Origin of the sequence: Mammaliicoccus sp. K-M42 (genome assembly GCF_022386375.1) — a bacterium.
GTDB classification, from domain to species: Bacteria; Bacillota; Bacilli; order Staphylococcales; family Staphylococcaceae; genus Mammaliicoccus; species Mammaliicoccus fleurettii.
On the sequence record NZ_JAJNIS010000002.1, the window covers coordinates 146,696 to 171,340 of the forward strand.

The following is a 24,645-nucleotide window of genomic DNA, read 5'->3' on the forward strand; positions in this document are numbered from 1 at the left end:
CCTCTTTAATGCAGTTCTTTAATTTGTTCTTCGTCATTCGCATTTAGCATATGATAATAAATGCCTTGTTGCTCTATTAAAGCTTGTTGTGTACCTGATTCAATAAGTTCTCCGTTTGCCAATACAAATACTAAATCTGCTTTTTTAACAGTATTCAACCTATGGGCAATAATAATACTCGTTCTACCGATCATTAAAGTTTCTAAAGCTTCTTGAATTTTTATTTCTGTCACTGTATCTATACTACTTGTCGCTTCATCTAACAGTAAGATTTTAGGGTCTTGTAACAAACATCTTGCTATTGATACAAGTTGTCTTTCCCCTTGTGACAATGAGCCGGATTCCCCTTTTAAAACAGTTTCATAACCACTCTCAAGCTCTTTAATAAATTCGTGTGCATTTGCTTTTTTAGAAGCCTCAATTACTTGTTCATAAGTTGCGTTTGGTGTGCCATACATAATATTATCTTTTATCGTTCCATCGAATAAATATGGGTCTTGTAACACAACACCTATTTCTTTCCTTAAAGACTTTCGCGTCATTTTATTGATTGGAATATCATCTATAAGAATTTTTCCACTTTGTACATCATAATAATGTAATATAAGTTGAACAATTGTTGTTTTACCAGCTCCAGTAGCACCAACTAATGCTACCGATTCACCATTATTTATTTTAAAGGACAAGTCTTTGATTGTTGGATTTTTTTGAGTCTTATCATACTTGAATACAACATTTTCGAATTCAATAGTACCTTTTATATCTTCGTAATCTGATGCATCGTCTTCATCTTTTTCAACTGGTTCATTCATAATATCAAATACACGTTCAGCACCGGCAATAGCTGATAATACAGTATTAAATTGGTTTGCTAAATCTGATAAAGGTCGTGTGAATTGTCTCGCATATTCTGCAAAAATAACTATAACACCGACTGTTACCCCAGCTGCATTATTTAAAGCTAAAATACCACCAATTCCTGCTACGATAGCAAAACTTAAATTATTTAAGTAGTTCATTACTTTTGGTATCATGCCACCAATTGTTGTTGACCAGAAACTATATTCTTTTACATTTCTTGCTTTTTCATTGAATGTTTCCATTACATATTTTTCTTGAGAAAATGCTTTAACCACTGTTTGACCGTTCACAATTTCTTCAATATAGCCATTCATAATACCGAGTTGTTTTTGCCTTAAAGCATATAATACACTCGTACGTGCTGTAATCCATCTTAAACTCACGAACATGATTGGAATGATCGTCATAGTTAATAGTGTGAGTAACGGACTTAAATAGAGCATTATTGAAAGTGTACCTATTAATGTCACTACACTAGAAGTAAATTGAATGAACGATGAATTTAAAACTTGTGATACATTTTCAATATCATTTTGCATTCGACTCATTAATTCGCCATGTTGCTTCTTATCATAATATGATACTGGCAACTTTTGAAAATGTTTAAAAAGTTGATCTCTTAATAAATAGACTGTACGTTGTGCAATGCTCACCATCATAAATGATCCAATATATGAAGTTATGGATAATGATACATAAACAATCAGTATGATTACAATATATTGAGGGAGACCACTTAAATCTTTAGGTATAACTTTTGTATCGATTATACGACCGATTAAAAATGGTCCAATTAGACTCAATATTGAAGCACATACAATCATAAATATTACGATTATCAATTGAATTCGCTTTTCATCAATTAAATTCCAAATATTAAGTAATGTTCCTTTAGTATCACGTGCTCTTTTTTTCTTTTTCGGATTCTTTTTTGAAAAATCTGCAGCTTTGAAAACAGGCTGATGACCATAAGGTTGTTTTATACTCATGATGAACTCACCGCACTTTCTTGACTATTGGCGATTTCTTTATAAAGTCTTGATGTTGCTAATAGAGACTCATGTGTATCTATTGCTTCAATCCGTCCATCTACAAGTAACATAATTCGATCAGCGGTCTTAGCTGTTGAAATCTTTTGAGTCACTATTAACTTCGTTGTATCTTCATCTTCTAATGCATCCCATAAAGCCGATTCTGTCTTAATGTCTAATGCTGAAGTAGAATCATCTAAGATTAATAACCCCGGCTTTCTTACGAGAGCTCTAGCGATTGACAGTCTTTGTTTTTGACCACCTGATAAAGTTACACCTTGCTGACCAATTAAAGTGTCATACTGATTATCAAAACGCTCAATAGATTGATGAATTTGTGCTTTTTCAGATGACATTTCTAATTCTTCTATTTCTGCAGACGGATCTCCAAACTGCAAATTCTCATATATTGTTCCTGAAAATAAAAGTGCTTTTTGAGGTACATAACCAATAGCATCTCTTAAAGCTTCTATATCCCAGTCATTCACATTTTTGTTATTTAATAATATTTCGCCAGATGTTGCTTTGTACATTTTAGGTATTAAACTTAATAATGTTGACTTGCCTGAACCAGTAGCACCCATAATCGCAAAAGTTTCTTTAGGTTTAACATCAAAACTAATATTTTCTAATACAGGATTATGTGCATTTGGATATGTAAATGAAACATCTTTAAATGAAATACTATAAGCATAATTTGAAGAATGGTTTACTTCGTCATTTATCACTCGTTCATCTGATTCTGTAATTAGCACTTCTTCAATGCGGTCACTTGAAGCTTTCATTCTACTTAATGTCATAATTAAAAATGCTAACATACCAAAGCCACCTTGCATTCTCATTCCATAATTTAAAATGGCAACGAGCTTACCTATTTCTAATGTAGATTGATTTACCATATCTGAACCAAACCAAATAACAGCTAAAATACTACCATTTATAATCAGTAATAATGATGGATTGATAAGTTCCATAAGTCTTAATGCATATGTATAATTGTGTCTAATATCTTTAATTTTTTCTTTAAACTGACTTGTTTCCTGTTCACTCGTTTGACTTGCTTTAATCAATCTAACTGCTTCCAAATTTTGTTGGAAAAATCTATTCATTTCATCAAACTTTCTTTGAATTTTAGTGAATAGTTTAGATCCCGTTCGAGCAATTATAAAAATAATTATAAAAATAATTGGTGTACCTATAACTAAGTAAATCGCTAACCTAGGTTCAACAACAAAGCTCATTATTATACTACCAATAATCATCAATGGTGCTCTTAACATAATTCTAATTGACATATAAACTGCTTGATCACAATTGTTTACATCACTTGTTAATCTAGTGATTAAGCTAGACGTTTTAAATTTTTCTAAGGTTGCTAAAGAAAAAGTTTGTATCTTGCTAAATTGGGCAGTCCTTAAATCATAAGCAAATGCTTGACTGACATGACCTGCTACGAAGCTATTCCACACACCAGAAACTAGTGCAGCTAAACCTGTTACAAGCATAATTGCTAAATATAAATAAACGTGATTTAAATCATCCTTCAAAATACCGTTATCTATAATTTCAGATATAAAAATTGGTTGAACTAATTCTACTGCTAGCTCTACTAACATTAATATTAAACCTAATGCGAATAGCCATTTATACGGTTTAATAAATTTAAGTACTGTCTTCAATTTGCTCGTCCCCTTTATTTCATAAAACGAAATATTTCTATAACATTCTCCTTTTTATTTTAACTTCTACTTAACTTTAATTATGATTCATTTTCATACAATTAAAAATAATATTAAAAAAAGTGGTTTATTCTTTATATTTTTCTGTTAAAGATTCCATAGTTATACCTTCTGGAACATGATAAAACTTTATTTGAGAAATAATACTTTCACATTCAAGTTCAGCCATTCTTTCATTTATTTGCTCTATTAAAATCAAACAAGCATTCATTTCTCCTTCAATTGTCGTTTCTAAAGGATGAACTTCATATTTCAATCCAGATTGGTCGATTACTTTAATTGCCTCATCAACTAATGGTATAACTTCTGTTTCATTATGTTTGGGAATAATTTGAATGCTCATTAACGTATTTGTCATTTTATGTTCTCCCTTCAATTTAGAAAAAAAGCCCATAGATAAATCTATGAGCTTAAAGTGTGACTATTATACAATTATTTAAATTGAGAAACAAGTTCATCAAATTGATTTTTTTCAAGTTTTAATGATTTTTTAACAAGAGGTTCTTCATCAAATTGCTCTATTTGAGATTCATATGATGGTGTTTCTTTATCTTGATAAATAATACCTGTAATCATAGATTCTGTATCAAGCACTGTTTGCATAGCTTGAGCTTTATTTGAATTATCGTAATCTTCAATATCAGCAAGTTTCGTTAAATTCTCTTTAAACCAATCATACGTGTTAATTTTGTTGTATGTCACACATGGTGAGAATACATTAACAAAAGAAAATCCTTTATGATTAATCGCTTCTTCAATGATATTTGTTAATTCTTTAATATCACTTGAGAAACTTTGTGCTACAAAAGTCGCACCTGATGAAATAGCAAGTTCTAAAGGCGCTACATTTTGTTCAATGTTTCCTTTCGGAGTTGATTTAGTAACAAAACCCTTTGCAGAACTTGGCGATGTTTGTCCTTTAGTTAATCCATAAATTTGATTATCCATTACAATATAAGTCATATCCATGTTTCTTCTTAAGGCATGAATCGTATGGCCCATACCGATTGCAAAGCCATCACCATCTCCTCCAGATGCTATAACTGTTAGGTCTTTATTAGCCATTTTAACGCCTTGAGCTAACGGTAATGAACGACCGTGTATAGAATGGACACCATATGAATTTACATATCCACTTAATCGTCCAGAACAACCGATACCTGTAATAAGTGCAACTTCTTCTGGTTCTAGCCCTACATTAGCTGCAGCCTTTTGAATTGCGGCTTGTACTGAGAAATCTCCACATCCTGGGCACCAGTTTGGTTTAACATTATTTCTAAAATCTTTGAATGTTGCCAATTATATCAACTCCTTCAAATTGCTTACTATTTCTAATGCTTTATCTTCAATTTCATGTGGTAAGAATGGTGTACCATCATATTTTGTTTGGTTTATGATTTTATTTTGATGATTTATATTCATTTTAATAATATTAGATAGTTGACCTTGATAATTATGTTCAGCTACTACTACTTTTTTAGCTTTATTGAATGCTTCTTGTACAACGTCTGAAGGAAATGGATGTAATTGTCTTATTTGAATATGATTTACTTTAGCGCCTTGATGATCCAATCTAGAAATCGCCTCATCAATTGCTCCAGCAGTTGATATAAATCCTACATAAAGAATATCCGCTTCATCATATTTTTCATTTGATTCAACTGGCTCATCGATTAGCAATTGAGCAGTTTTTCGCATACGTTTATCCATTTGCTTTTGTCTATTTTCAGCACTTTCAGAAGGCTTACCTTCTTCATTATGTTCTACACCTGTAACATGGTGGATTCCACCTTTAGTTCCAGGTAATACACGAGGTGAAACACCTGAATCAGTTAATGCATAACGCTTAAAGTATGCTTTATCTTCTTGTGCTTCTAAATCACCTTCAACTAATGCTCCACGACGAATTTCAACTTTATCATAATCTAAAGATTCAACTGTTTGTTTACCTAATGACAATTGTAAATCTGATAATAAAATTACTGGACATTGATATTCTTCAGCTAAGTTAAATGCTTCTATCGTTAAATAGAATGCATCACTTGCACTTGTTGGCGCTAACACAATTTTAGGAATATCACCATGTGTACCATAAATCATTTGCATTAAATCAGACTGTTCTTGTTTAGTTGGTAAACCTGTTGATGGACCACCACGTTGTGTATTAACTATAACAAGTGGTGTTTCAGTCATACCTGATAAACCAATAGATTCCATCATCAATGATAATCCTGGTCCTGCTGATGATGTAAATGAACGTACGCCAGCATAGTTAGAACCAATCGCCATAGTACATGCTGCAATTTCATCTTCAGTTTGGATAACAGCACCACCTAAAGCAGGTAAGCGATCTATCATGTATTCCATAATTTCAGAAGCTGGTGTAATTGGATAAGCTGCCATAAATCTAACACCTGCTGCAACTGCACCTAAACCAATTGCATCATTACCTATCATGAATAAATGACCTTCTGAATCAATAGGTTCTAATGTATGTTCGCTATTTAAACTTTCCATTTCTTCTTTCATTAAGCGATAGCCTTCATTTAAAGCTTGTATATTTAAATCTACAACACTCTCGCCTTTTTTACCGAACAAATCTTTAATTAATGATTCAAATACTTTTGTATCTAAATTCATAACTGCACATGTTGCACCTACAGCAACCATATTTTTCATTAAAGCAGTTCCTAGTTCTTTAGCTACACCTGTAAACGGAAGACTTACTAATTGAGCTTTACTATCTTCAGGATTTTGTGGTTTAGCTTTTTCATCAGCAATTATTATACTTCCTTCAAGCATTTCACCATAATTTACATCTATTGTTTCTTGGTCGAATGCAATCAATATATCTAAATCGTCACTTATAGCTCTAACTGGCTTCGACGATACTCTAATTTTATTGTTCGTATGACCGCCTTTAATTCTACTTGAAAAATGACGGTATCCGTATAAATAATATCCTTGGCGGTTCATAGCAGTTGCAAAAATTTCACCTGTTGATTCAATTCCTTCACCTTGCTGTCCGCCAACTTTCCATGAAATTTGTGATTTCATTTTATGGCCTCCCCATGTAATATCTCAATTTATATCATAACAAAAAAAGCCCTTTAATCCTATGAAATTAAAGGGCTTTAGTAAAAATCAGTCTAATGGACGATACTATTCAAATGGATGATCATCGTTAATTAAAACTCTTTGAATTTTTTTAGCCTTACCTTCTGCATTGAGATCAATAATTACACCAGACAATACTTTTCTACCTTCATCTGGCAAATTATGACGTTGTGGCAAGCTTGTTATAAATCTTTCTATAACTTCTTCTTTTTTAATGCCAAGAATACCATCATAGTATCCTGTCATTCCTACGTCCGTAATATATGCTGTACCACCATTTAACACGCGCTCATCAGAAGTTTGAATGTGTGTATGTGTTCCAACCATAGCACTCACTCGCCCATTCAAATACCAACCCATTGCATTCTTTTCAGACGTTGTTTCAGCGTGAAAGTCTACAAATATATATGGTGTTATTTTCGATGCTTGTTCAATTAGTTCATCTGCTTTTTTAAATGGGCAATCTATTGCTGGCATGAATGAACGGCCTTGTAAATTAATAATTGCAATATCTTTATCATTTACTTTAATAATTCTCATACCTATTCCAGGTGCTTCTTCAGGAAAATTTGCAGGTCGTACCATTCTGTTAGCTTGACCTATAAAATCGTATATTTCCCTTTGACCATATGTATGGTTTCCCATTGTTAAAAAGTCAGCACCCATACGTAATATTTCTTTATATAATTTTTCTGTTAATCCTTTGCCGTGAGCAGCATTTTCTGCATTCACAATGGTTAAAGTTGGTTTATAACTTGCTTTAATTTTTGGTAAATAATTTTCTAATTGCTCTCTTCCTAATTTACCTACAATATCACCTATAAATAAAATTCTCAATATTGACATCCTCTCTATACACTATATATTCTAATTCAAAACAAAAATTTTTAAAAGAGATGATTAATATTTTTTTATTAGGGTATTTATAAAATGGACGCTATATAGACATGATTGAAATATGATTGTTTTGTTAACGTTACAAAATCTTACTAGGAGTGTTTATTTAAACATGGGAATTGAAATTCAACCAGAAAAATTTGCAGAATTAGTGGTTAGTGCAAATCCGTCCGTAGAAGAAAATGCAGAAGATATTGCGAAAGACTGTTTAGAATTATACGTTACAGCATTTAAGCTTGCTGAAAAGTATGGTAATTGTGGTGTTAATTCACAAGAAACATCTAACGTCTTAAAAGAAGCTTTAGAATTAGAACTGAACTTAACACATTAATTAATTATAAAATATTAATCCAAAATAACATCTCTACAATAATTGTAGAGATGTTATTTTGGATTATTTCATTATAAAGTTTACAATATTTTCTGTTGTTCCGATTTTGTCTGCATCTAATAGTCTATTCGTAATATTGTAGTAATCAATTTCTTTGTTCTCTAATAACTGTCTTGCTAAAATGCGTTCATCATTACTTGCAATTTCAATATTTACAAGTTCAAATATATCGAAATAAAAACCGATTTGTTGTGAATAATCTTCCGTATCTTCTTGTAATAAGAATATTGGTTTATTCAAATGTGCAAAGTCGAAAATTGTTGAGGAATAATCTGTAATCATAGCTTCTGAAATCAAGTATATTTCTTGAATATCTACAAATTCATTATAAAAACAATGGATTCGTTCACTCAATTCACTATATATCCGTCTTAAATGAGCTTCATTAGGATGTAATTTAACTATAATTTCATATTCTTCCGGCAAATGTTCAAGTAAAATGATCAGATTAATTTTTGATAATATTTCTCGTTTCTCTTTTCGCCATGTAGGACAGAATAATATAAATTTCTTATCTTTATTTTTAGTAAAGAAGTACTTAGAACGAACGCGATCGCTTTCTTCTTCATTACTTTGTATTAAATATTCATTTCTAGGTGCACCAAGCTCAAGTACTTGTAAGTTTTTATTCTCTTTAAGATCAAATGAGGACTCCAATAGGATTGTATTTATAGCCGAAGAAGTAAGTAAATAATCCCACTTTTTCATTCTCGGTCTAAATGCTTGAACTTGTTCTTTTCTTTCAATTTCATCCCCTAAATCATTCAACATTCTTTTTAAAGGGAAACCATGCCATGTTTGTATAAATATTTGTTCTTTATGCTTAAATACTCTATCTAAAGTATTTCCATTCACTATTACATATTTACATTCTCTAAATGTTCGATTATAAATTTCACTACCGAATCTTATAGGAACTAAATTATAACTTCTAACCTCCATATCTACCAATGCATTTCTAGAACTTACGTATACCTCTTTTTCAGGAAAATGTTTTTTAATATAAATTCCTAAATACTTAGGATCTCCACTAAAATTATTACCATGAAACGACTCGATAAACACTTTGTTATGCGAAGGTTTAATTTGATCATATATTTGTTTCATTTTATCTATTTTTCTTTTTTCATATTTCTCTTTAGCAAAATTAAACACTTTTTCATTATTTAAGACTGCTCTTAATAATGGCTTTGTTTTATATTGCTCGTATAAATCTCTACCATATTCAAGCTTTGACTTCTTCCCATTATTGCTCTTTGAAACTTTTGTATTAACTGAACCTCTTTTAAGTTCATTCATACACCCAATTGATGACTCAATGAAATCATTCGCATAATCTCTATCTATAAACGTATCTTTCATCAATGCTACATCTGCAGCTCTTTGTTCTTTAGTATATTTATGATCAATAAAGTCAAGTAGTCGTTTGCAATCGTCTTGTATATTTTTTTCTAAAAATTCAATCGCATGATATTTTTGATAAATTCTTTGAAGAACACCATCTTCACCAGCGTAAATAAAAGCTTTATTTCCTTCAGCAATTGCTTCTAATATAGAATATCCCAACGTTTCATATGGTGAAGAAGAAATATAAATATAATTCTTCGGTTCTCTCTCATTAATATGTATATTATCTTCTAAATGATAATACTGAATTAAGTTCTTATACAATATTTCAGACGGACCATACCCTTTTATATATAACTGAATATCGTCATGCCCTTCAATGTTAACAATTCGATTCATCAATTTTATTACATATGAAATGTCTTTAATATTATCTTCAAAACGAGCTTTAATTAACAAGTTTCTTTTTGTTACACTTGCTTCTTCATTTAATTCAATATGTGATGCATCTACATATTGGTTGAAAACATTCGTAACTTTAAAGCGTTTCATAAAATCATTTTTAACATCCATTGTACTTACTCTAAATGCATCGATAGAGTCCATCGCTAAATCTTGACCATCATTTATATAAGCTAATGGCGCATGAATCTCACCTACAATTTTAATACGATAATCTATCGATTTAATTTCTCTTGCTAAATAAAAGAAAGTTTCTCTCGTCAAAATAACTAAATCAGCTCCGACTAAGTCATGAGCATCCTCAAATAGTTTGAAATTCAAATTTTTATCAAATAATTGTTCATTGATCATGATGTTAAACTTTGCAGTTTTATCAAATTCTTTAAAATTATAATACGTAACCTCATGATTAGATTTAATAAAAGATTTGATTAAGTTGATGTTGCTTCTTGATGTTCCACCTTTTGCAAAAAGATTGAACCCTAGAATTTTGATATTCATTCAATCTCGCCCCTCTTTTAATTGGAGTTAACAATTTAATTTTTTCTCTATATTAACACTAATTTAATATTTAATCTATATATAACAACAATTTATGACATAATTGATAAAAATTTTATTTTATTCTAATTAACACAAAAAAGGAGATAACCTGAGTTCAAGTTATCTCCTTTATATAAACTTTAATGTTACGTTTTTTTATCCCTAGTTAGCAGCCTTAAAAGATTACATATCCTATTCTTTAACAGGTATTAAATCAATTAATACATTCATTATATAGCTTACTATCCCTATAGTAATCGCTATCAGCAAATCTTGAACAATAAAGCAATAAACTAGAATTCCTATTAAGTGACTTATGATTAAATTCATAAATATATATTTTAAAGTCATCATTTATCATTGCCCCTTCAACATCAATATACCACGTTTTCATTAATCGTTTATTTTTTAAGTATTAATTTTTATTTAAGATGATTTAATATTTTTTCCACTTAACACTTTACAAATGCGAACACTTGTTCGTATAATGAAGATAATAATTCTACGAGAGGTGTTAATTATGAATAAGTATATAAACTTAATGATTAATAAATTTGAATCTTATATTTACATGTTAGATAGCATTGATCCAACTAATGACACCGCAAAATTTTTAAACGACAAAGTTATTTATAAAGAAATAAACAATGTTTGTCATTATCTTAAGTCATTTAATAGTCGAACAGAAAAGTTCATCTTATATTCAGATTATTTAGAGTTACTATGCACAGTTTATGATGACGTACAGTCTTCACATACTCAAAGAAATACTATGATTGTTGCATTAAACAACGCGATTCATCGCTTAAATAAAATAAATAAGGAACTTGCATATGAAAGTCATTAATCCGAGTATGCCTGAACCATACAAATATGAATCTGATTATCGAAAAATACCAAATAAATATCTTCAACAAAACATACCTAAAGGCCGTGGTATGATTAAATGGGCACCATTTGCGACAATGCCACAACAATACGAAACGATTAGACAGTTTATAAGAGATCAAACAAAGGTTGATAAACCTATATTAGAGGACACTGCATTAAACGATTTAAATCATGTTTTAGCAGAGAAGATATTCTATAATCCAAAAGCATCAATTAAATATTGGGATAATGGTTATTTTAAAGAAGTAGATTGTGAAATAAATAAATTTGATAGTGAACGAAATAAGTTAGAAGTGCTTAAAAATAATGAGTTGCTAAAGCTAAATATGGATTGCATTGTAGAGATAGAATAAGCGTTAATAAGGGGGGGATTTTCTACTATGATAAATGTAGCGAAAATAACAAATGAGAATCAAAAAGCACTTAAACTGCCCAATGAAAAGTTTGAATTATACGGGAAATTAATCGTTACAAGAGCAAATAATTTATGGAATTATCATGAAATTTTAACTGAAACTGAAACAATGGTTTTTCCAGATGAAAATTATCAACTAGACATAATCAATAAAAAAGGATTTGCACTTGGTGCTTTTGAAAATGATGAATGTGTAGGTTTAGCAATTTTCGAAAATAATTGGAATAAATATCTATATCTAAGTGATTTAAAAGTGGCTTCATCACATCGCAGAAAAAATATTGCTACAATGTTGTTAGATGCAGCAATATCAGAAGCAAAGACAAAAGAAATATATGGACTATATACAATTGCGCAAGACAATAACTTAAGCGCTAATCGCTTTTATTTACGTTATGGATTTGAAATAGGCGGATTAAATACGAAAGACTATAGTTTCACTAACCAAGAAGGTAAATATGATATATATTATTATTTAGATTTTTAAAATATAAATAAGCATATCACTAGAACTGATTACTACAGTTTTACAGTGATATGCTTATTTTTATAAGAACAACCAAAAAGTACAAATCAAATTTGTTTAACACATATAAATGTCTTGAACACTATTTTGTATTGTTAAATATATAATCACCTATATATTTAGATGATTCTCCTTTTTCTAAAGAACAGAATTTCTCATAAAACTTTTCTATCTTATCTTTATATTTTTCTTTATGTTCGTCAATATTTTTTAACTCTTCTGCTAATTTAAACTCATCTGTTATAATTTCACCTGGTAAGTCAGTCATATAATTCATATAGAATCCTCTTAAACCTTTATCATACTTTTCAATATCATAAGCAAAAAAGAATTGAGGTTTCTTAAGAATACCAAAGTCAAACATAACCGAAGAGTAGTCTGTAATTAAAGCATCGGATATTAAGTATAATTCAGAAATATCATTATAATTAGATACATCAATAGCAAAGTCTTCATATCCATTTAAATCTAGAGCATTAGAAATCAAATAATGCATTCTAAGTAATATGACATATTCGTCACCTAACTCTTTTTGTAAATTTTCTAGATTAATTTTTAAATCAAATAGATACTTTCCTTTTTTGACAAATTCATCATCTCTCCATGTAGGAGCGTACATAATGATTTTTTTTCCTTCTGGTAAATTCAAATCTTTTTTTATTTGTTCGATATATTCTTGATCATTACTTCTATTAACTAATACATCATTTCTAGGATAACCAATTTCCATCGTTCTTTCTTCATCCATCCAGAAAGCAGTTTTAAAAATATTTGTTGAATATCTGTTTGGAGAAACTAAATAATCCCATCTTGATGTTTCAGCATAAAAATTCTTTTTGTAATTAGACGTAGTTGTACCTGGCATTCTAACAACTTTCATATCGTTAGCTAATCTTTTTAATGGTGTACCGTGCCAAGTTTGAATATATATTTGATTTTCTTTCTTGTTTAAATAAAGAGGTAATCTAGCATTGGTAACCCAAAACTTTGCTTTAGAGTATGCATCGTAATATTCTTTAGATCCTTTTTTAACTTTCTCAGCATTTCCGATAATTACATTTTGTTCAGGTTTGACAAATACCCAAATATAATTTAATTGAGGATAGTTTCTTTGCATATATTCATATATATACTTAGGACTATCACTATAATTTTTGCCACCAAATGATTCAAATACAATTGTGTTTGAATCTACGCCTTCTTCTTTATCAAACAATTGATACTTAGAACGATTTTTCAATTTATTATTTTGTAATATATTTTTCACATGTCTACTTACATATCTAAGATTATTAACATACTTTGCATTTTCGATCGCATTCATAGATAAAAATAGTATCTCTAAGTTGTACAAAATTTTAGAGTCTTTCATTAAGTCCCACTTTAAAGATTTAACAACCTTAACTAATGGTTTCTCAAGGGTATTGTATCTCAACTCAATATCTTTTAAAGATGGATCGAAGCCATTTATGATTTCTTTTTTCATTTTATTAGTTAAGAAATGAATTACTTTTTTATTATCAGTTCTTTCAATAGAATCGAAATAGCTATTAACATAGTCTTCAAATGTTAATATAAATTCTTGGTCAGTAAGAGTATTTCCTTCAAATGGATCGTATACTTCACCTCTATAATAAAATGGAAAATCAAATATTCTGGCAAATCTTTCAACATACTTCATATAATCAAGTACAAATGAAGCATCAGTGTATATTTTTAAATTCTCATTAAATCTAATGTTATGAGCTTGAATAATTGCATTTTTAAATAAAATATTACAAACAGTATTCTTTCTTAAAAATGAATTAGGATTAGAATTTTGAGTTAAATATTCAACTCTTACTTTATCTTTATTAACGTATTGTGGTTTATTCATAGTGAATTTGTGTATAGGTGCTACTAATCCATCCAATCCGTTAACTTTAGATAAATAATACTCAACTGAATAACTTGCTAGTTGGTCGTCTGCGTCTAAAAACATAACATATTGTGTATTTACATGTTCTAAAGCAATATTTCTAGCATGTGCATGACCTGAATTATTTTCTAATGTAATAAAGTTAATGTGTTTATCATAGGTATTAATCGACTCTTTAACTAAATTAGCTGATGAGTCAGTTGAACCATCATCGACAATAATCAAATCAAAGTTTTGATTTCTTTGACTTTTTATACTTTCTATACAATCTAATATATGATCTTTATTATTATAAAATGTAATAATAATCGATAATTTATTCATTTTTTCTCCCCATTTTTTCAAACTTTTAATATTTTAATTCATCTAGTAAGTTTTTATAATTATTAATTGCAGATTCTAGACTAAATCTATTATTCAATTTTACATCTTTCAAAGGTATATTTCTAGCATTTTCCATAGCTGTTGCAAGTTCGTCAATATTGTCTTTTTCTACTAGAATGCCATTTTTATTATTTTCTATTAATTCACTTGAACCATATTTAATATTGTAAGATAAAACTGGACATCCATTATTTAAACTTTCCATTATAGTAAGTCCAAAACCTTCAAATTTACTAGTTAAAATAGAAGCAATTGAATTTTCGAAAACTTTTTCAGGATTACTAGTGTACCCTTTAAATTCTACATATTCATTTAAATTCAATTCTTTCACTAGTATTTTTAATGAGTTCAACACTCCATCTTCATCTTTACCATATATAAGTAATTTTGATTCATTACCTTTACTTATATATTTGCTAAAAGCTTTAATAATATGATCAATTTGCTTTTCCTTTGAAATTCTACCAACGTAACAAAATTGATTGTTTTTCTCGTTAATTTCATGAGATTTCATTTTCTCAACAAAATGAGGAATCACTTTTATTTTTTCATTTTCTATATCAAAGTCTTTTTGAATATCTTTTTTTTGATAGTCAGTAAGAACCACATATCTATCGATTATATTATAATTATTTAAAGCTAACTTATAGGAGGATCTAATTCCATTTTCAAGTAAATGAGTACTATGGAGTACTAATACTCTTTTTAATTTTTTATCACATTCTATTAAGGGTTTATCCAATAGCCTAGCATCATTAAACACTATTGAATCATCTTCAAGAACATTATTGAAATAATAAGTAAACATCTCTTTTTCATTACTAAAAAATTTAACTGGTCTACCTTCATGGTAAAGCGTTATATATAAAACTTTATTTTTTTCAATATCAGAGTAATGCTTTTTTAGGTACATATCCCCTACATTATTATAAAATTCTTCGTATAGTTTAGTATATTTAGTTGCTGAATAGTTAGTAATTCTATGAAGTATACCATTTCTTGTATACTCTCTTCTTTCTAACTTTTTACTTGATATAGGTGACATAAAATCTTCAAACTGTAAAACTTTGGTACCTTCATAAAATTTTCTATATAACACATATTCACCTTTATTATAGTATCTGACAATGTTTTCGTTAATTTGTTCTCTTAAATTTGCTATAGCAAATTCAGTTTCCTTATTTTTTTTATTAAAAATTGTTGGTTTAGAATACTTTTCAAGCAATTTGTTGTTAGATAGCCATTCATAAATGTTTTTTATTTCTAAAGAATCACTTATGATATTTCTTTCCTTAAAGTCATCATAAACATTTAAATAATCAGGATCATAATTAGTAGTGTGTATAATAGACTTTTGATTTAAATTATCTTCTAAAAACTTGATTCTGTACAATAAAGATTTAGTACGACCACCATGTATCTTTGGTAGTGTCGATGTAATAGTATGTAACATTAAAAATCCCCCCAGTTTATTGCCTTACATTAATAAAAAAGTCTCACTCTAATGAGTGAGACTATGTGCTTAATTTATTGAATATGAATTAATTTATATTATATTTATTTAAACATAATATACTCAAAATGTCAATTATCGTTAAGTGTTCAATAACTGACTTTAGTTAGCACTTTGAATACACTTTAGTCCTTTATTATTAGGAATTCAGCTTAAAATAGTAATATTCAACATATTATCCTAGTTATTGTTAAATTTAATTCACAAATGAATAACAGTCTAAAAGTCAATTTGACACAAATTTATATAATATAAATTATTTTGAAACTGAACTGTATAAACAAATTATAATGATCTTTTAATATTTAGTTAAAATCTCACTTTTTGTGTATAATATATATGGGTTTAAAAATTTATTAACAGTTAAAGGGGAATAATAAATATGGAAAATTTCGTTAAGGGGATTGAAGAATTATCTAAAAGAATAAACACTTTAAAAGAACAAGTTAACACAGAAGAAGCTACAAAAACTGCATTAATTCTTCCATTTTTTCAAAAGTTAGGTTACGACATATTTAATCCAATGGAATTTACGCCAGAATATATTGCTGATGTTGGAATCAAAAAAGGTGAAAAAGTCGACTATGCAATTATGAATGATAACCAACCTACTATACTAATTGAATGTAAGTCGGTAAATGAAAAATTATCAAACCACGATTCACAATTATTTAGATATTATGGAACAAGCAAATCTAAATTTGGTATTTTGACAAATGGGATCGAGTATAGATTTTTTACTGATTTAGAAGAAACAAATAAAATGGATTCAAAACCATTTTTAGTCTTTGATATTTTAAATTTAAAGGAAAATCATATAAAAGAAATCTATAAATTTTCAAAAGAAATGTTTGATATAGACAATATTTCAAGCTCAGCATATGAATTAAAATATGTGAATTTAATAAAAAACTTCTTGAACCAAGAGTTAGAAAACCCTTCTGATGAATTTGTGAAATTTGTTTTAACTAGTGTTTATGATGGGGTTAAAACAAAAACGATCATTGATAGATTTACACCAACCTTAAAAAATACATTTAATTTGATGATTAATGAAAAAGTAACTGACAAATTAAATGCTGCATTAAATAATAGTACAGAAAATAAAGTCGAAGTTAAAAATGTAGAAAATCTAACAAAAGTTACTAAAACAGAAGATTTAATTGTAACAACTCCAGAGGAATTAGAATCATATGCAATTATTAAAGTTATTTCATCAGACACAATTGATACACAACGAGTTCATTATAGAGATAATAGGAGCTATTTTAATATACTCATAGATAACAGTATTAGAAAATGGTTGACTAGAATCTATTTTACTAAAAATAGAAATTATATAATTTTAAATGATGACCATAAAACTACTTTAGAATTCAATGAGCCAATTGATTTATTAAAATATAAAGATGAAATAAGTAAGGTAATAGAAAAATTTATTTAAATAACTTAATATAAAAAAGCTTATAACCAGTGCATTATAGGCTTTTTTTAATACAAATACAATTTTTATGTAAATTATTTAGATTTAAACTAATAATTCCAAAGTTTTAATAACCCCACTTTTATTATTATTTACTGAAATTAGATTTGCTGCTTCTTTTAGTTCTGGATACGCGTTATCCATTGCTACTTTATACTTAGCTGATTTAAATAAGTCGATATCGTTTAAACCATCTCCAAAAGCAATTGTTTCAGATGGGTCTATATTTAAAATACTTTGTATTCTATTTATAGTCGTTCCTTTATTAACACCTAATGCTGTAATATCAATCCAATAATGTTCAGAAGCAACTATATAAACCTCATTTTTAAAGTAACCAATTTGTTCGGCTGTATTCTTACATTTCCCTTTAATATCATGAACTGTAATCTTTAAGAAATCACTTTTTATTTCTACAAAATCTTTTATGTATTTCACATTTTGATATGATCCATGCACAAATTTACGTTCTTCTTCAGAAGTAGATTCTAAAACATAAGCAACTTCTTCTGTACAAGCTATAATAGTTTGTTCTTCATCTATTTCTTTTAACGATTCAATAATATTTAAGCCTAAATTATTATTGATAGTAGCTGTATATAGAAATTCTCCATTATACTTTATACGCGTAGCACTATCTCCAATGATAAAAGTATCGTTACTCAAATCTCCTACAATATTTTCGACTCTTTCGCATTGTTTCCCAGTACAAAATACAAATCTAATATCTTTAGAATCCAGATTTTCCTTTAATGCTTTAAATGCTTCTCTATTAAAATCACTATTACTATCTAAAAAAGTCCCATCCATATCTGTTACAACTAATTTAATATCCAATTTAATACCCCCTTTTTATACGGTTTAATTATATTGTAGCGATATAATTAAGAATGTACAAATGATTTTGTTAATATTAATATCCCGCTATTATAAAGTGCCACCCATTTATAGATAACAAAAAACCCTCTAACCGTTGTGGTTAAAGGGTTTTAAATCTAAGGGCAACTATTTAGCGTATTCGGTTGCTCTCATCTCGCGGACAACTGTCACTTTAATATGCCCTGGATATTGTAATTCACCTTCTATTTGATCTTTAATATCTCTTGCTATCCTATGTGCTTTCAAGTCGTCAATATCTTCAGGAGAAACAATTACTCTAATCTCTCTACCTGCTTGTATTGCAAAGGCTTTTTCTACACCTTGATAACCTTCTGATATTTCTTCTAATCTTTCTAAACGTTTTACATAATTTTCTAAAGTTTCACGTCTAGCTCCTGGTCTTGCAGCACTTAATGCATCTGCTGCTGCTACCAATATAGAAATGACTGATGTTGGATCTACATCCCCATGATGTGAGTGTATTGCATTTATGACTGTATCATGTTCATGATATTTCTTTGCAAGTTCTACCCCTATTTCAACATGGCTACCTTCAACTTCGTGATCAATAGCTTTCCCAATATCATGTAATAAACCTGCTCGTTTTGCTAAAGTGACATCTTCACCTAATTCAGCTGCTAACATTCCTGAAAGTTGTGCAACTTCTACAGAGTGTTTCAGTACACTTTGGCCATAACTTGTACGATATTTCATTCGTCCTAAAATTTTAACCAATTCTGGATGTAAGTTATGAATACCTAATTCAAAGGTAGCTTGTTCACCTGATTCTCTCATCAGTTCATCAACTTCTCTTCTCGCTTTTTCAACCATATCTTCAATTCTACCTGGATGGATACGTCCATCAGATACTAAATTTGTTAAAGCTGTCTTAGCGATTTCTCTACGAATTGGGTCAAATCCAGATAAAATTACTGCTTCTGGTGTATCGTCTATTATTAAATCTACACCTGTCAATGTTTCTAAAGTACGTATATTTCGACCTTCACGACCGATAATACGACCTTTCATTTCATCGTTAGGTAGATTAACAACTGATACAGTTGACTCAGAAGTATGATCTGCAGCTAATCTTTGCACTGTTGTTGCTAACAGTTCTTTAGCTTTCTTATCTACATTTGTTTTTAGTTCGCGTTCTTTGTCTTTTACAAGTACAGCAATATCATGTGACAGTTCTTCTTCAACTTGTGAAAATTGCTCTTTACGAGCTTCTTCACGTGTTAGTCCGGAGATGCGTTCTAGTTCTTGTTCATGTTTCGTTATTATTTCTTGAACATTACTCTCTTTTGCATCTACCTGTTGTTGTCGCTCTTCAATTTTAGCTTCTTTGTTTTCTAGAATTTCATCTTTTTTGTCTAAAAGATCAGATTTGCGCTCTAAGTTCTCTTCTTTTTGAAGTAGTCTTGCTTCTTGCTTTTGTAGGTCACTTCTTCTCTCTCGTATTTCACTATCAAGATGATCTCTAATTTGTTGATTTTCTTCTTTTGCTTCAATCAACTTTTCTTTCTTTAGGCTCTCAGCTTCTTTATTAGCCTCACTTATTATATAGTGAGCAGACTGACGGGCTTGATCTTGCTTTTTCGTTAAGCTATTATGTGCGAAAAAGTATCCTACAACAACACCTAGAATAACTCCTAGCAAAATGAGTAAGAGGGTTAATAAGTCCACATAAACACCTCCTTCTATCTAGGTTCTATGTCTTATATATACAAAAATATGATTAAATGGAACATTGGAATCATACAACTCAATTGTACGTTTAAATTTGTACAAGTGTCAAGGACATGTACTTTATTTTTAATACTCTTTTATAAAAAAACATTCTACAAATCTACTTTAAAAAAAGTGATTCATAGAATGTTTAAATTTATAGATAAACACAGTTTAGTCTAATAAAGTTTCTTGTCCTGGACTTCCTGTCTTTTCAGCTTTGTCTTCCTTTTTAGCTTTATCTTCTTTTTTAGCTTCTTCTTTCTTCTTACCATTGAAGCCTAATTCATCTCTTAAAAGACCATCAATTTCTTCAATAATTGCTGGATTTTCTTTTAAATAAGATTTAACATTTTCTTTACCTTGACCCATACGTTCTCCATTGTATGAATACCAAGCACCAGATTTATCAACAAAATCATATTCAACAGCTAAGTCTATTAACTCACCTTCACGAGAAATACCTTCACCATACATGATATCTACTTCTGCTACTCTAAATGGTGGTGCAACTTTATTTTTAACAACTTTAATTTTAGTACGGTTACCTACAACTTCTTGTCCTTGTTTCAATTGTTCAGCACGACGTACTTCTAAACGGACAGAACTATAGAATTTAAGTGCACGTCCACCAGGTGTAACTTCTGGGTTACCAAACATAACGCCAACTTTTTCACGAATTTGGTTTATAAATACTGCAGTTGTATTAGATTTAGAAATTGCTCCTGATAATTTACGCAAAGCTTGACTCATCAATCTTGCTTGTAAACCAACATGAGTATCTCCCATTTCGCCTTCAATTTCTGCTTTAGGTGTTAAAGCAGCAACTGAGTCAATAATTACGATATCCACAGCACCACTTCGTACAAAAGCTTCAGCTATTTCTAATCCTTGCTCACCATGGTCAGGTTGAGATAAGTATAGGTTATCAATATCTACGCCTAAGTTCTTAGCATAAACAGGATCTAATGCGTGTTCAGCATCAATGAAAGCAGCTACGCCACCTTGTCGTTGTGCTTCGGCAATAGCATGTAAAGCTACTGTCGTTTTACCAGAACTTTCTGGTCCATATATCTCTATGATACGTCCTTTAGGATATCCACCAACACCTAGTGCTTTATCAAGTGTGATAGATCCACTAGAAACTGCAGATACTTCTCTACTTGTATTATCCCCTAGCTTCATTACTGCCCCTTTACCAAAGGATTTTTCCATATTCTTAATTACTGTATCGAGTGCTTTCTGACGGTCGTTCACGCGATAACCTCCTATATATATAAAATGAATTTACTTGTTTAATTAGCTATTATTACTATATCTGGTTTCGTTCTAAATTGCAAGCATAAAGCGAATATTTGTTCGTGTTTTTGTGTTCGTTTTTTGAAAATATGCGAACATAGGTACCGATATTATTAAATTATGAATCTCATCGTAATAAGTTTAAATATTCAATAAGTGCTATATTGCTTATTCTATCACGTCTTCCAGCATAGGATTGGCTTAACGAAGAAATAATTTTTTTGTTTTTTTGCTTATGCGAAATATAAACTGTAGACTCTTTATCATCTTGCAATAATAAGATGATGCTTTCTACTTTAAATACTTCTTTTAACTTTTTAGTGATTTCTTCACTCGTATCATTTTGTGCAATATTAAGTACACTGTCTGACCAATCATTTTTAACTGTATAAGCTTTTAAGTACTCTTCACTTTTCTCACTAAGCTTTAACCTTGAATATAGTACTCCATCAGTTATGCCGTCATAAATTACAAAAGGTTGATCTAATTCATTAAATACCCCTTCTTCAATTGACAAATCATCACTGCCATAATAGTACTTACCAATTCTACTTAGAATTTCTTCTTTTACAGGCTTGATTAATTCGAGCGCTTTTTGTTTCGTTTCTGTATTTGCAGTTATTCTTAATGAAACTTCATGTTGACCTGCTAAAGGAGCTATTGTAGGATTCGTTTGATTATCTATTATATCCATCAATTCTGTTTCTAGACTTGATTCACCTATTCCAGTAAACTTTAATGACTCAGAGAAAATCACACGCGCTTCATTTAAGAAATATGGTATAAGATATTGATTGACCATAGGCTGAAGTTCTTTTGGTGGACCTGGTAACAACACAATTTTTTTGTCATCTAACTCCAAATACATGCCTGGAGCCATACCGACATCATTATTTAATACATCACTACCTTCAATAACAAGCGCTTGCTGTTTATTATTAGGCGTAATAGTGCGATTTTCATTTTTAAAATATCGCTCTATATGATCCATGGCTTGTTGATTTGTTTCAAGACCTCTCTCTAACACTTGTGCTACTGTTTGTTTCGTCAAATCATCCTTAGTTGGTCCTAATCCTCCAGTGAGAATAACAACATCATGGTTAAATAATTCTTCTTTAAAAGTTCTTTCTAATCTTTCCGGATTGTCACCAACTGCAACATGTCTCACAACACTAGCACCAAGTTCGTTTAATACTTTTGAGATAAATTGAGCATTGGTATTCGCAATTTGTCCTAATAATATTTCAGTACCAACACTTAATATGCTCACTTTCATATATGTTCCTCCTAAAGAAAAACCTACAAACTCAATGTTGTAGGTTGATTGTCATTATTATTTTGATCCTTTAAATACATCTCTACCATTATAAAAATACTCTATTCCAGATAAAATAGTAAAGAATGTAGCCACATACATTAGCCATTGCCCTAAATTAATTTGCCATAAAGTAGAGAAAGGTTCTTGTAGTAAAATAAATACAATAGCTACCATAGTAACCGCCGTTTTAATTTTACCTAATTGACCTGCTGCACTTACAAATCCTTGTTCTATTTGCAATAATCGTAACCCCGTTACTGCAAATTCTCTTGCTATAATAATGATTGCGATAACTGAAGATACTTTATCTAGTTCTACTAATGCAATTAATGCACTAGCTACTAATAATTTATCAGCTAATGGGTCTAAAAATTTCCCCATGTTTGTTACAAGTTCCCATTTTCTAGCTAAATAGCCGTCAAACCAATCTGTAACAGAAGCTAAAATAAAGATAATACCTGCTATAAATTGTTCTACTCGCATTTCTTGACCGAACAAAAAGCTCATTTGTCCCATATTAAAATCAACAAGTAAAAATAATACAAAAATAGGTATTAAAATAACACGTAATACCGTTAACTGATTAGGAATATTCATATTCTTTCTCCTTCTTTTCATACAAACACATAATAATACTATTATAAATCAATCGCTTATATAATTAAATGATAATTATTAATAATACCCAAGCAATAAGACATACGCCAAAGAAAGTAACCATTTGAGTAATTAACTTAGCGACCATTTTATTCTCAGATATTTCTGTTTGGCTTCTTTTCTCTTGTGTTAATAAACGAAAAGCTTCTTTTGCAGATGGCGTTGTTTTAGGCAATTCACTTTGATGTTTATCAATTAATTCTGCAGGACTTACATTAATTGCAGATGCATACTTAGTGATGAATCCTCTAGCGTAATCAGGATTTGGTAATTTTTCGAATTCATTTTTTTCAATCATCACTAAAAATGGTCTCTGTATCTTAGTCTTTTTTTCAAGTTCAACTAATGTCATGCCTAACTGTTCTCTTTTATTCCTTAATGTTTCCCCAATATATTTCAAAATATATTCACCTCAGCAAAATTATTCAAAGAAACCAAATCCATCTCCAAATGCCATATTGTCATTTGTAAATAAATCATTTTTATTCAATTGTTCGTATGTAATTTCTTGATCTTCAGTTTCTCTCAATTCAATAATATAATCAAAATCTTCAAGACTATATTCAGAGCGCTGCACAAATAAATCAGGATGTTCAACGACTTTAATAGTTGGTAAACTCATGACTTCTCTAACCAACTGTTTATGCTTTTCATCTGTCTGTTTAGATGTTACAGCACCATCAATTATATAAACGTTCTCGTCGCCATACTCACCTTTTAAGAGAGAGCTTCTCACAGTTTGTTTAATCAGAGTTGAACTAATAAACAACCATTTCTTATGTGCACAGACACTTGCTGCTACTACTGACTCTGTCTTACCAACTCTCGGCATACCACGTACACCAATCAATTTATGTCTATTTTCTTTAAAAAGTTCAGCCATAAAATCAACTAACAAACCTAAATCTTTTCTTTCAAATCTAAATGTCTTTTTATCATCAACATCTCGTTTAATATACCTACCATGTCTTACTGCCAATCTATCTCTTAAACCAGGTGTACGTAATTTCTTTATGGAAATATCATCAATTTCTTTCACAATATTTTCGAAGCGTTTAACTTTATTCATATCATCTGTTTTAATGAGCAAACCTCTTCTGCCTTGGTCTACACCATTAATCGTAATAATATTAATACCTAAAATACCTAATAGACTAGATATATCCCCTAATAATCCTGCTCTATTTACTTGAATATCATATTCTAAGTACCATTCTTTTTTAATTACTTCTTCCATAATATCCAC

The 24,645-nt window shown here is 29.7% G+C and carries 22 protein-coding genes; 5 read left to right on the forward strand and 17 right to left on the reverse strand.

All coding sequences use genetic code 11. The features are described from left to right. Nucleotides 1–5: 5 nt before the first annotated feature. The 6 genes from LQ668_RS02120 to LQ668_RS02145 all read right to left on the reverse strand — a co-directional run bounded on the left by LQ668_RS02120 (nucleotide 6) and on the right by LQ668_RS02145 (nucleotide 7,585). The gene (locus LQ668_RS02120; RefSeq protein WP_078356281.1) at nucleotides 6–1,850 is read right to left on the reverse strand and encodes an ABC transporter ATP-binding protein; all 1,845 of its coding nucleotides are present in this window, start codon (nucleotides 1,848–1,850) and stop codon (nucleotides 6–8) included. Next, entirely contained in the window at nucleotides 1,847–3,571 is a 1,725-nt protein-coding gene (locus tag LQ668_RS02125; protein ID WP_107510022.1) for an ABC transporter ATP-binding protein, read from the reverse strand. Before LQ668_RS02125 ends, LQ668_RS02120 begins: the two co-directional genes overlap by 4 nt. Nucleotides 3,572–3,698: 127 nt before the next feature. Continuing rightward, nucleotides 3,699–3,989 (reverse strand): thiamine-binding protein, encoded by a 291-nt coding sequence (locus LQ668_RS02130; protein ID WP_078356279.1) that lies wholly within the window; start codon nucleotides 3,987–3,989, stop codon nucleotides 3,699–3,701. Nucleotides 3,990–4,063: 74 nt separating this feature from the next. Next, nucleotides 4,064–4,930, reverse strand: a complete 867-nt coding sequence (locus LQ668_RS02135) for a 2-oxoacid:ferredoxin oxidoreductase subunit beta (RefSeq protein ID WP_107510023.1) — start codon at nucleotides 4,928–4,930, stop codon at nucleotides 4,064–4,066. After that, on the reverse strand, nucleotides 4,931–6,688 hold the full coding sequence (locus LQ668_RS02140) for a 2-oxoacid:acceptor oxidoreductase subunit alpha (protein WP_107510024.1): 1,758 nt from the start codon (nucleotides 6,686–6,688) through the stop codon (nucleotides 4,931–4,933). A 105-nt stretch (nucleotides 6,689–6,793) separates the two neighbouring features. Further along, nucleotides 6,794–7,585 carry a TIGR00282 family metallophosphoesterase gene (locus tag LQ668_RS02145; RefSeq protein WP_078356276.1) on the reverse strand — a complete coding sequence of 264 codons (792 nt, stop codon included), beginning with the start codon at nucleotides 7,583–7,585 and terminating at the stop codon, nucleotides 6,794–6,796. A 172-nt stretch (nucleotides 7,586–7,757) separates the two neighbouring features. On the opposite strand from LQ668_RS02145, the gene LQ668_RS02150 reads away from it, so the two are divergent. Next, nucleotides 7,758–7,976 carry a hypothetical protein gene (locus LQ668_RS02150; protein WP_078356275.1) on the forward strand — a complete coding sequence of 73 codons (219 nt, stop codon included), beginning with the start codon at nucleotides 7,758–7,760 and terminating at the stop codon, nucleotides 7,974–7,976. Between the two features lie 63 nt (nucleotides 7,977–8,039). On the opposite strand, the gene LQ668_RS02155 is transcribed toward LQ668_RS02150, so the two are convergent. Continuing rightward, a complete protein-coding gene (locus LQ668_RS02155) occupies nucleotides 8,040–10,346 on the reverse strand; it encodes a CDP-glycerol glycerophosphotransferase family protein (RefSeq protein WP_239775871.1) in 2,307 nt (768 codons plus the stop codon). A 234-nt stretch (nucleotides 10,347–10,580) separates the two neighbouring features. Then, nucleotides 10,581–10,742 carry a hypothetical protein gene (locus LQ668_RS02160; protein WP_157946511.1) on the reverse strand — a complete coding sequence of 54 codons (162 nt, stop codon included), beginning with the start codon at nucleotides 10,740–10,742 and terminating at the stop codon, nucleotides 10,581–10,583. Between the two features lie 166 nt (nucleotides 10,743–10,908). Between LQ668_RS02160 and LQ668_RS02165 the strand changes: the two genes are divergently transcribed. The 3 genes from LQ668_RS02165 to LQ668_RS02175 are packed head-to-tail and all read left to right on the forward strand — an operon-like array spanning nucleotide 10,909 to nucleotide 12,181. Beyond that, nucleotides 10,909–11,235: a hypothetical protein gene (locus tag LQ668_RS02165; RefSeq protein WP_239775872.1), complete on the forward strand. Its 327-nt coding sequence runs from the start codon at nucleotides 10,909–10,911 to the stop codon at nucleotides 11,233–11,235. After that, on the forward strand, nucleotides 11,222–11,632 hold the full coding sequence (locus tag LQ668_RS02170) for a YolD-like family protein (RefSeq protein ID WP_239775873.1): 411 nt from the start codon (nucleotides 11,222–11,224) through the stop codon (nucleotides 11,630–11,632). Before LQ668_RS02165 ends, LQ668_RS02170 begins: the two co-directional genes overlap by 14 nt. A gap of 27 nt (nucleotides 11,633–11,659) precedes the next feature. Beyond that, the gene (locus tag LQ668_RS02175; RefSeq protein WP_239775874.1) at nucleotides 11,660–12,181 is read left to right on the forward strand and encodes a GNAT family N-acetyltransferase; all 522 of its coding nucleotides are present in this window, start codon (nucleotides 11,660–11,662) and stop codon (nucleotides 12,179–12,181) included. Between the two features lie 121 nt (nucleotides 12,182–12,302). Here LQ668_RS02175 and LQ668_RS02180 read toward each other — a convergent pair whose 3' ends face one another. Together LQ668_RS02180 and LQ668_RS02185 are read right to left on the reverse strand one after the other, a co-directional pair. Continuing rightward, nucleotides 12,303–14,462 carry a bifunctional glycosyltransferase/CDP-glycerol:glycerophosphate glycerophosphotransferase gene (locus LQ668_RS02180; protein WP_239775875.1) on the reverse strand — a complete coding sequence of 720 codons (2,160 nt, stop codon included), beginning with the start codon at nucleotides 14,460–14,462 and terminating at the stop codon, nucleotides 12,303–12,305. A 25-nt stretch (nucleotides 14,463–14,487) separates the two neighbouring features. Further along, nucleotides 14,488–15,975, reverse strand: a complete 1,488-nt coding sequence (locus tag LQ668_RS02185; protein WP_239775876.1) for a glycosyltransferase — start codon at nucleotides 15,973–15,975, stop codon at nucleotides 14,488–14,490. A 442-nt stretch (nucleotides 15,976–16,417) separates the two neighbouring features. On the opposite strand from LQ668_RS02185, the gene LQ668_RS02190 reads away from it, so the two are divergent. Further along, nucleotides 16,418–17,479: a type I restriction endonuclease gene (locus LQ668_RS02190; RefSeq protein ID WP_115337514.1), complete on the forward strand. Its 1,062-nt coding sequence runs from the start codon at nucleotides 16,418–16,420 to the stop codon at nucleotides 17,477–17,479. Nucleotides 17,480–17,563: 84 nt separating this feature from the next. On the opposite strand, the gene LQ668_RS02195 is transcribed toward LQ668_RS02190, so the two are convergent. The 7 genes from LQ668_RS02195 to LQ668_RS02225 form a co-directional block, all read right to left on the reverse strand. Further along, nucleotides 17,564–18,355: an HAD family hydrolase gene (locus tag LQ668_RS02195; protein WP_239710365.1), complete on the reverse strand. Its 792-nt coding sequence runs from the start codon at nucleotides 18,353–18,355 to the stop codon at nucleotides 17,564–17,566. A 168-nt stretch (nucleotides 18,356–18,523) separates the two neighbouring features. Beyond that, complete coding sequence (gene rny, locus LQ668_RS02200; RefSeq protein WP_078356186.1) at nucleotides 18,524–20,083, reverse strand: ribonuclease Y; 1,560 nt, start codon at nucleotides 20,081–20,083, stop codon at nucleotides 18,524–18,526. A 216-nt stretch (nucleotides 20,084–20,299) separates the two neighbouring features. Beyond that, entirely contained in the window at nucleotides 20,300–21,340 is a 1,041-nt protein-coding gene (recA, locus tag LQ668_RS02205; protein WP_237687696.1) for a recombinase RecA, read from the reverse strand. A 211-nt stretch (nucleotides 21,341–21,551) separates the two neighbouring features. Next, complete coding sequence (locus LQ668_RS02210) at nucleotides 21,552–22,700, reverse strand: CinA family nicotinamide mononucleotide deamidase-related protein (RefSeq protein ID WP_239775877.1); 1,149 nt, start codon at nucleotides 22,698–22,700, stop codon at nucleotides 21,552–21,554. A gap of 57 nt (nucleotides 22,701–22,757) precedes the next feature. Beyond that, nucleotides 22,758–23,339 carry a CDP-diacylglycerol--glycerol-3-phosphate 3-phosphatidyltransferase gene (pgsA, locus tag LQ668_RS02215; RefSeq protein ID WP_078356183.1) on the reverse strand — a complete coding sequence of 194 codons (582 nt, stop codon included), beginning with the start codon at nucleotides 23,337–23,339 and terminating at the stop codon, nucleotides 22,758–22,760. 64 nt (nucleotides 23,340–23,403) lie between these two features. Then, the gene (locus LQ668_RS02220; RefSeq protein WP_107509944.1) at nucleotides 23,404–23,799 is read right to left on the reverse strand and encodes a helix-turn-helix domain-containing protein; all 396 of its coding nucleotides are present in this window, start codon (nucleotides 23,797–23,799) and stop codon (nucleotides 23,404–23,406) included. 21 nt (nucleotides 23,800–23,820) lie between these two features. Further along, nucleotides 23,821–24,636: a YmfK family protein gene (locus tag LQ668_RS02225; RefSeq protein ID WP_239710374.1), complete on the reverse strand. Its 816-nt coding sequence runs from the start codon at nucleotides 24,634–24,636 to the stop codon at nucleotides 23,821–23,823. Nucleotides 24,637–24,645 lie beyond the last annotated feature (9 nt).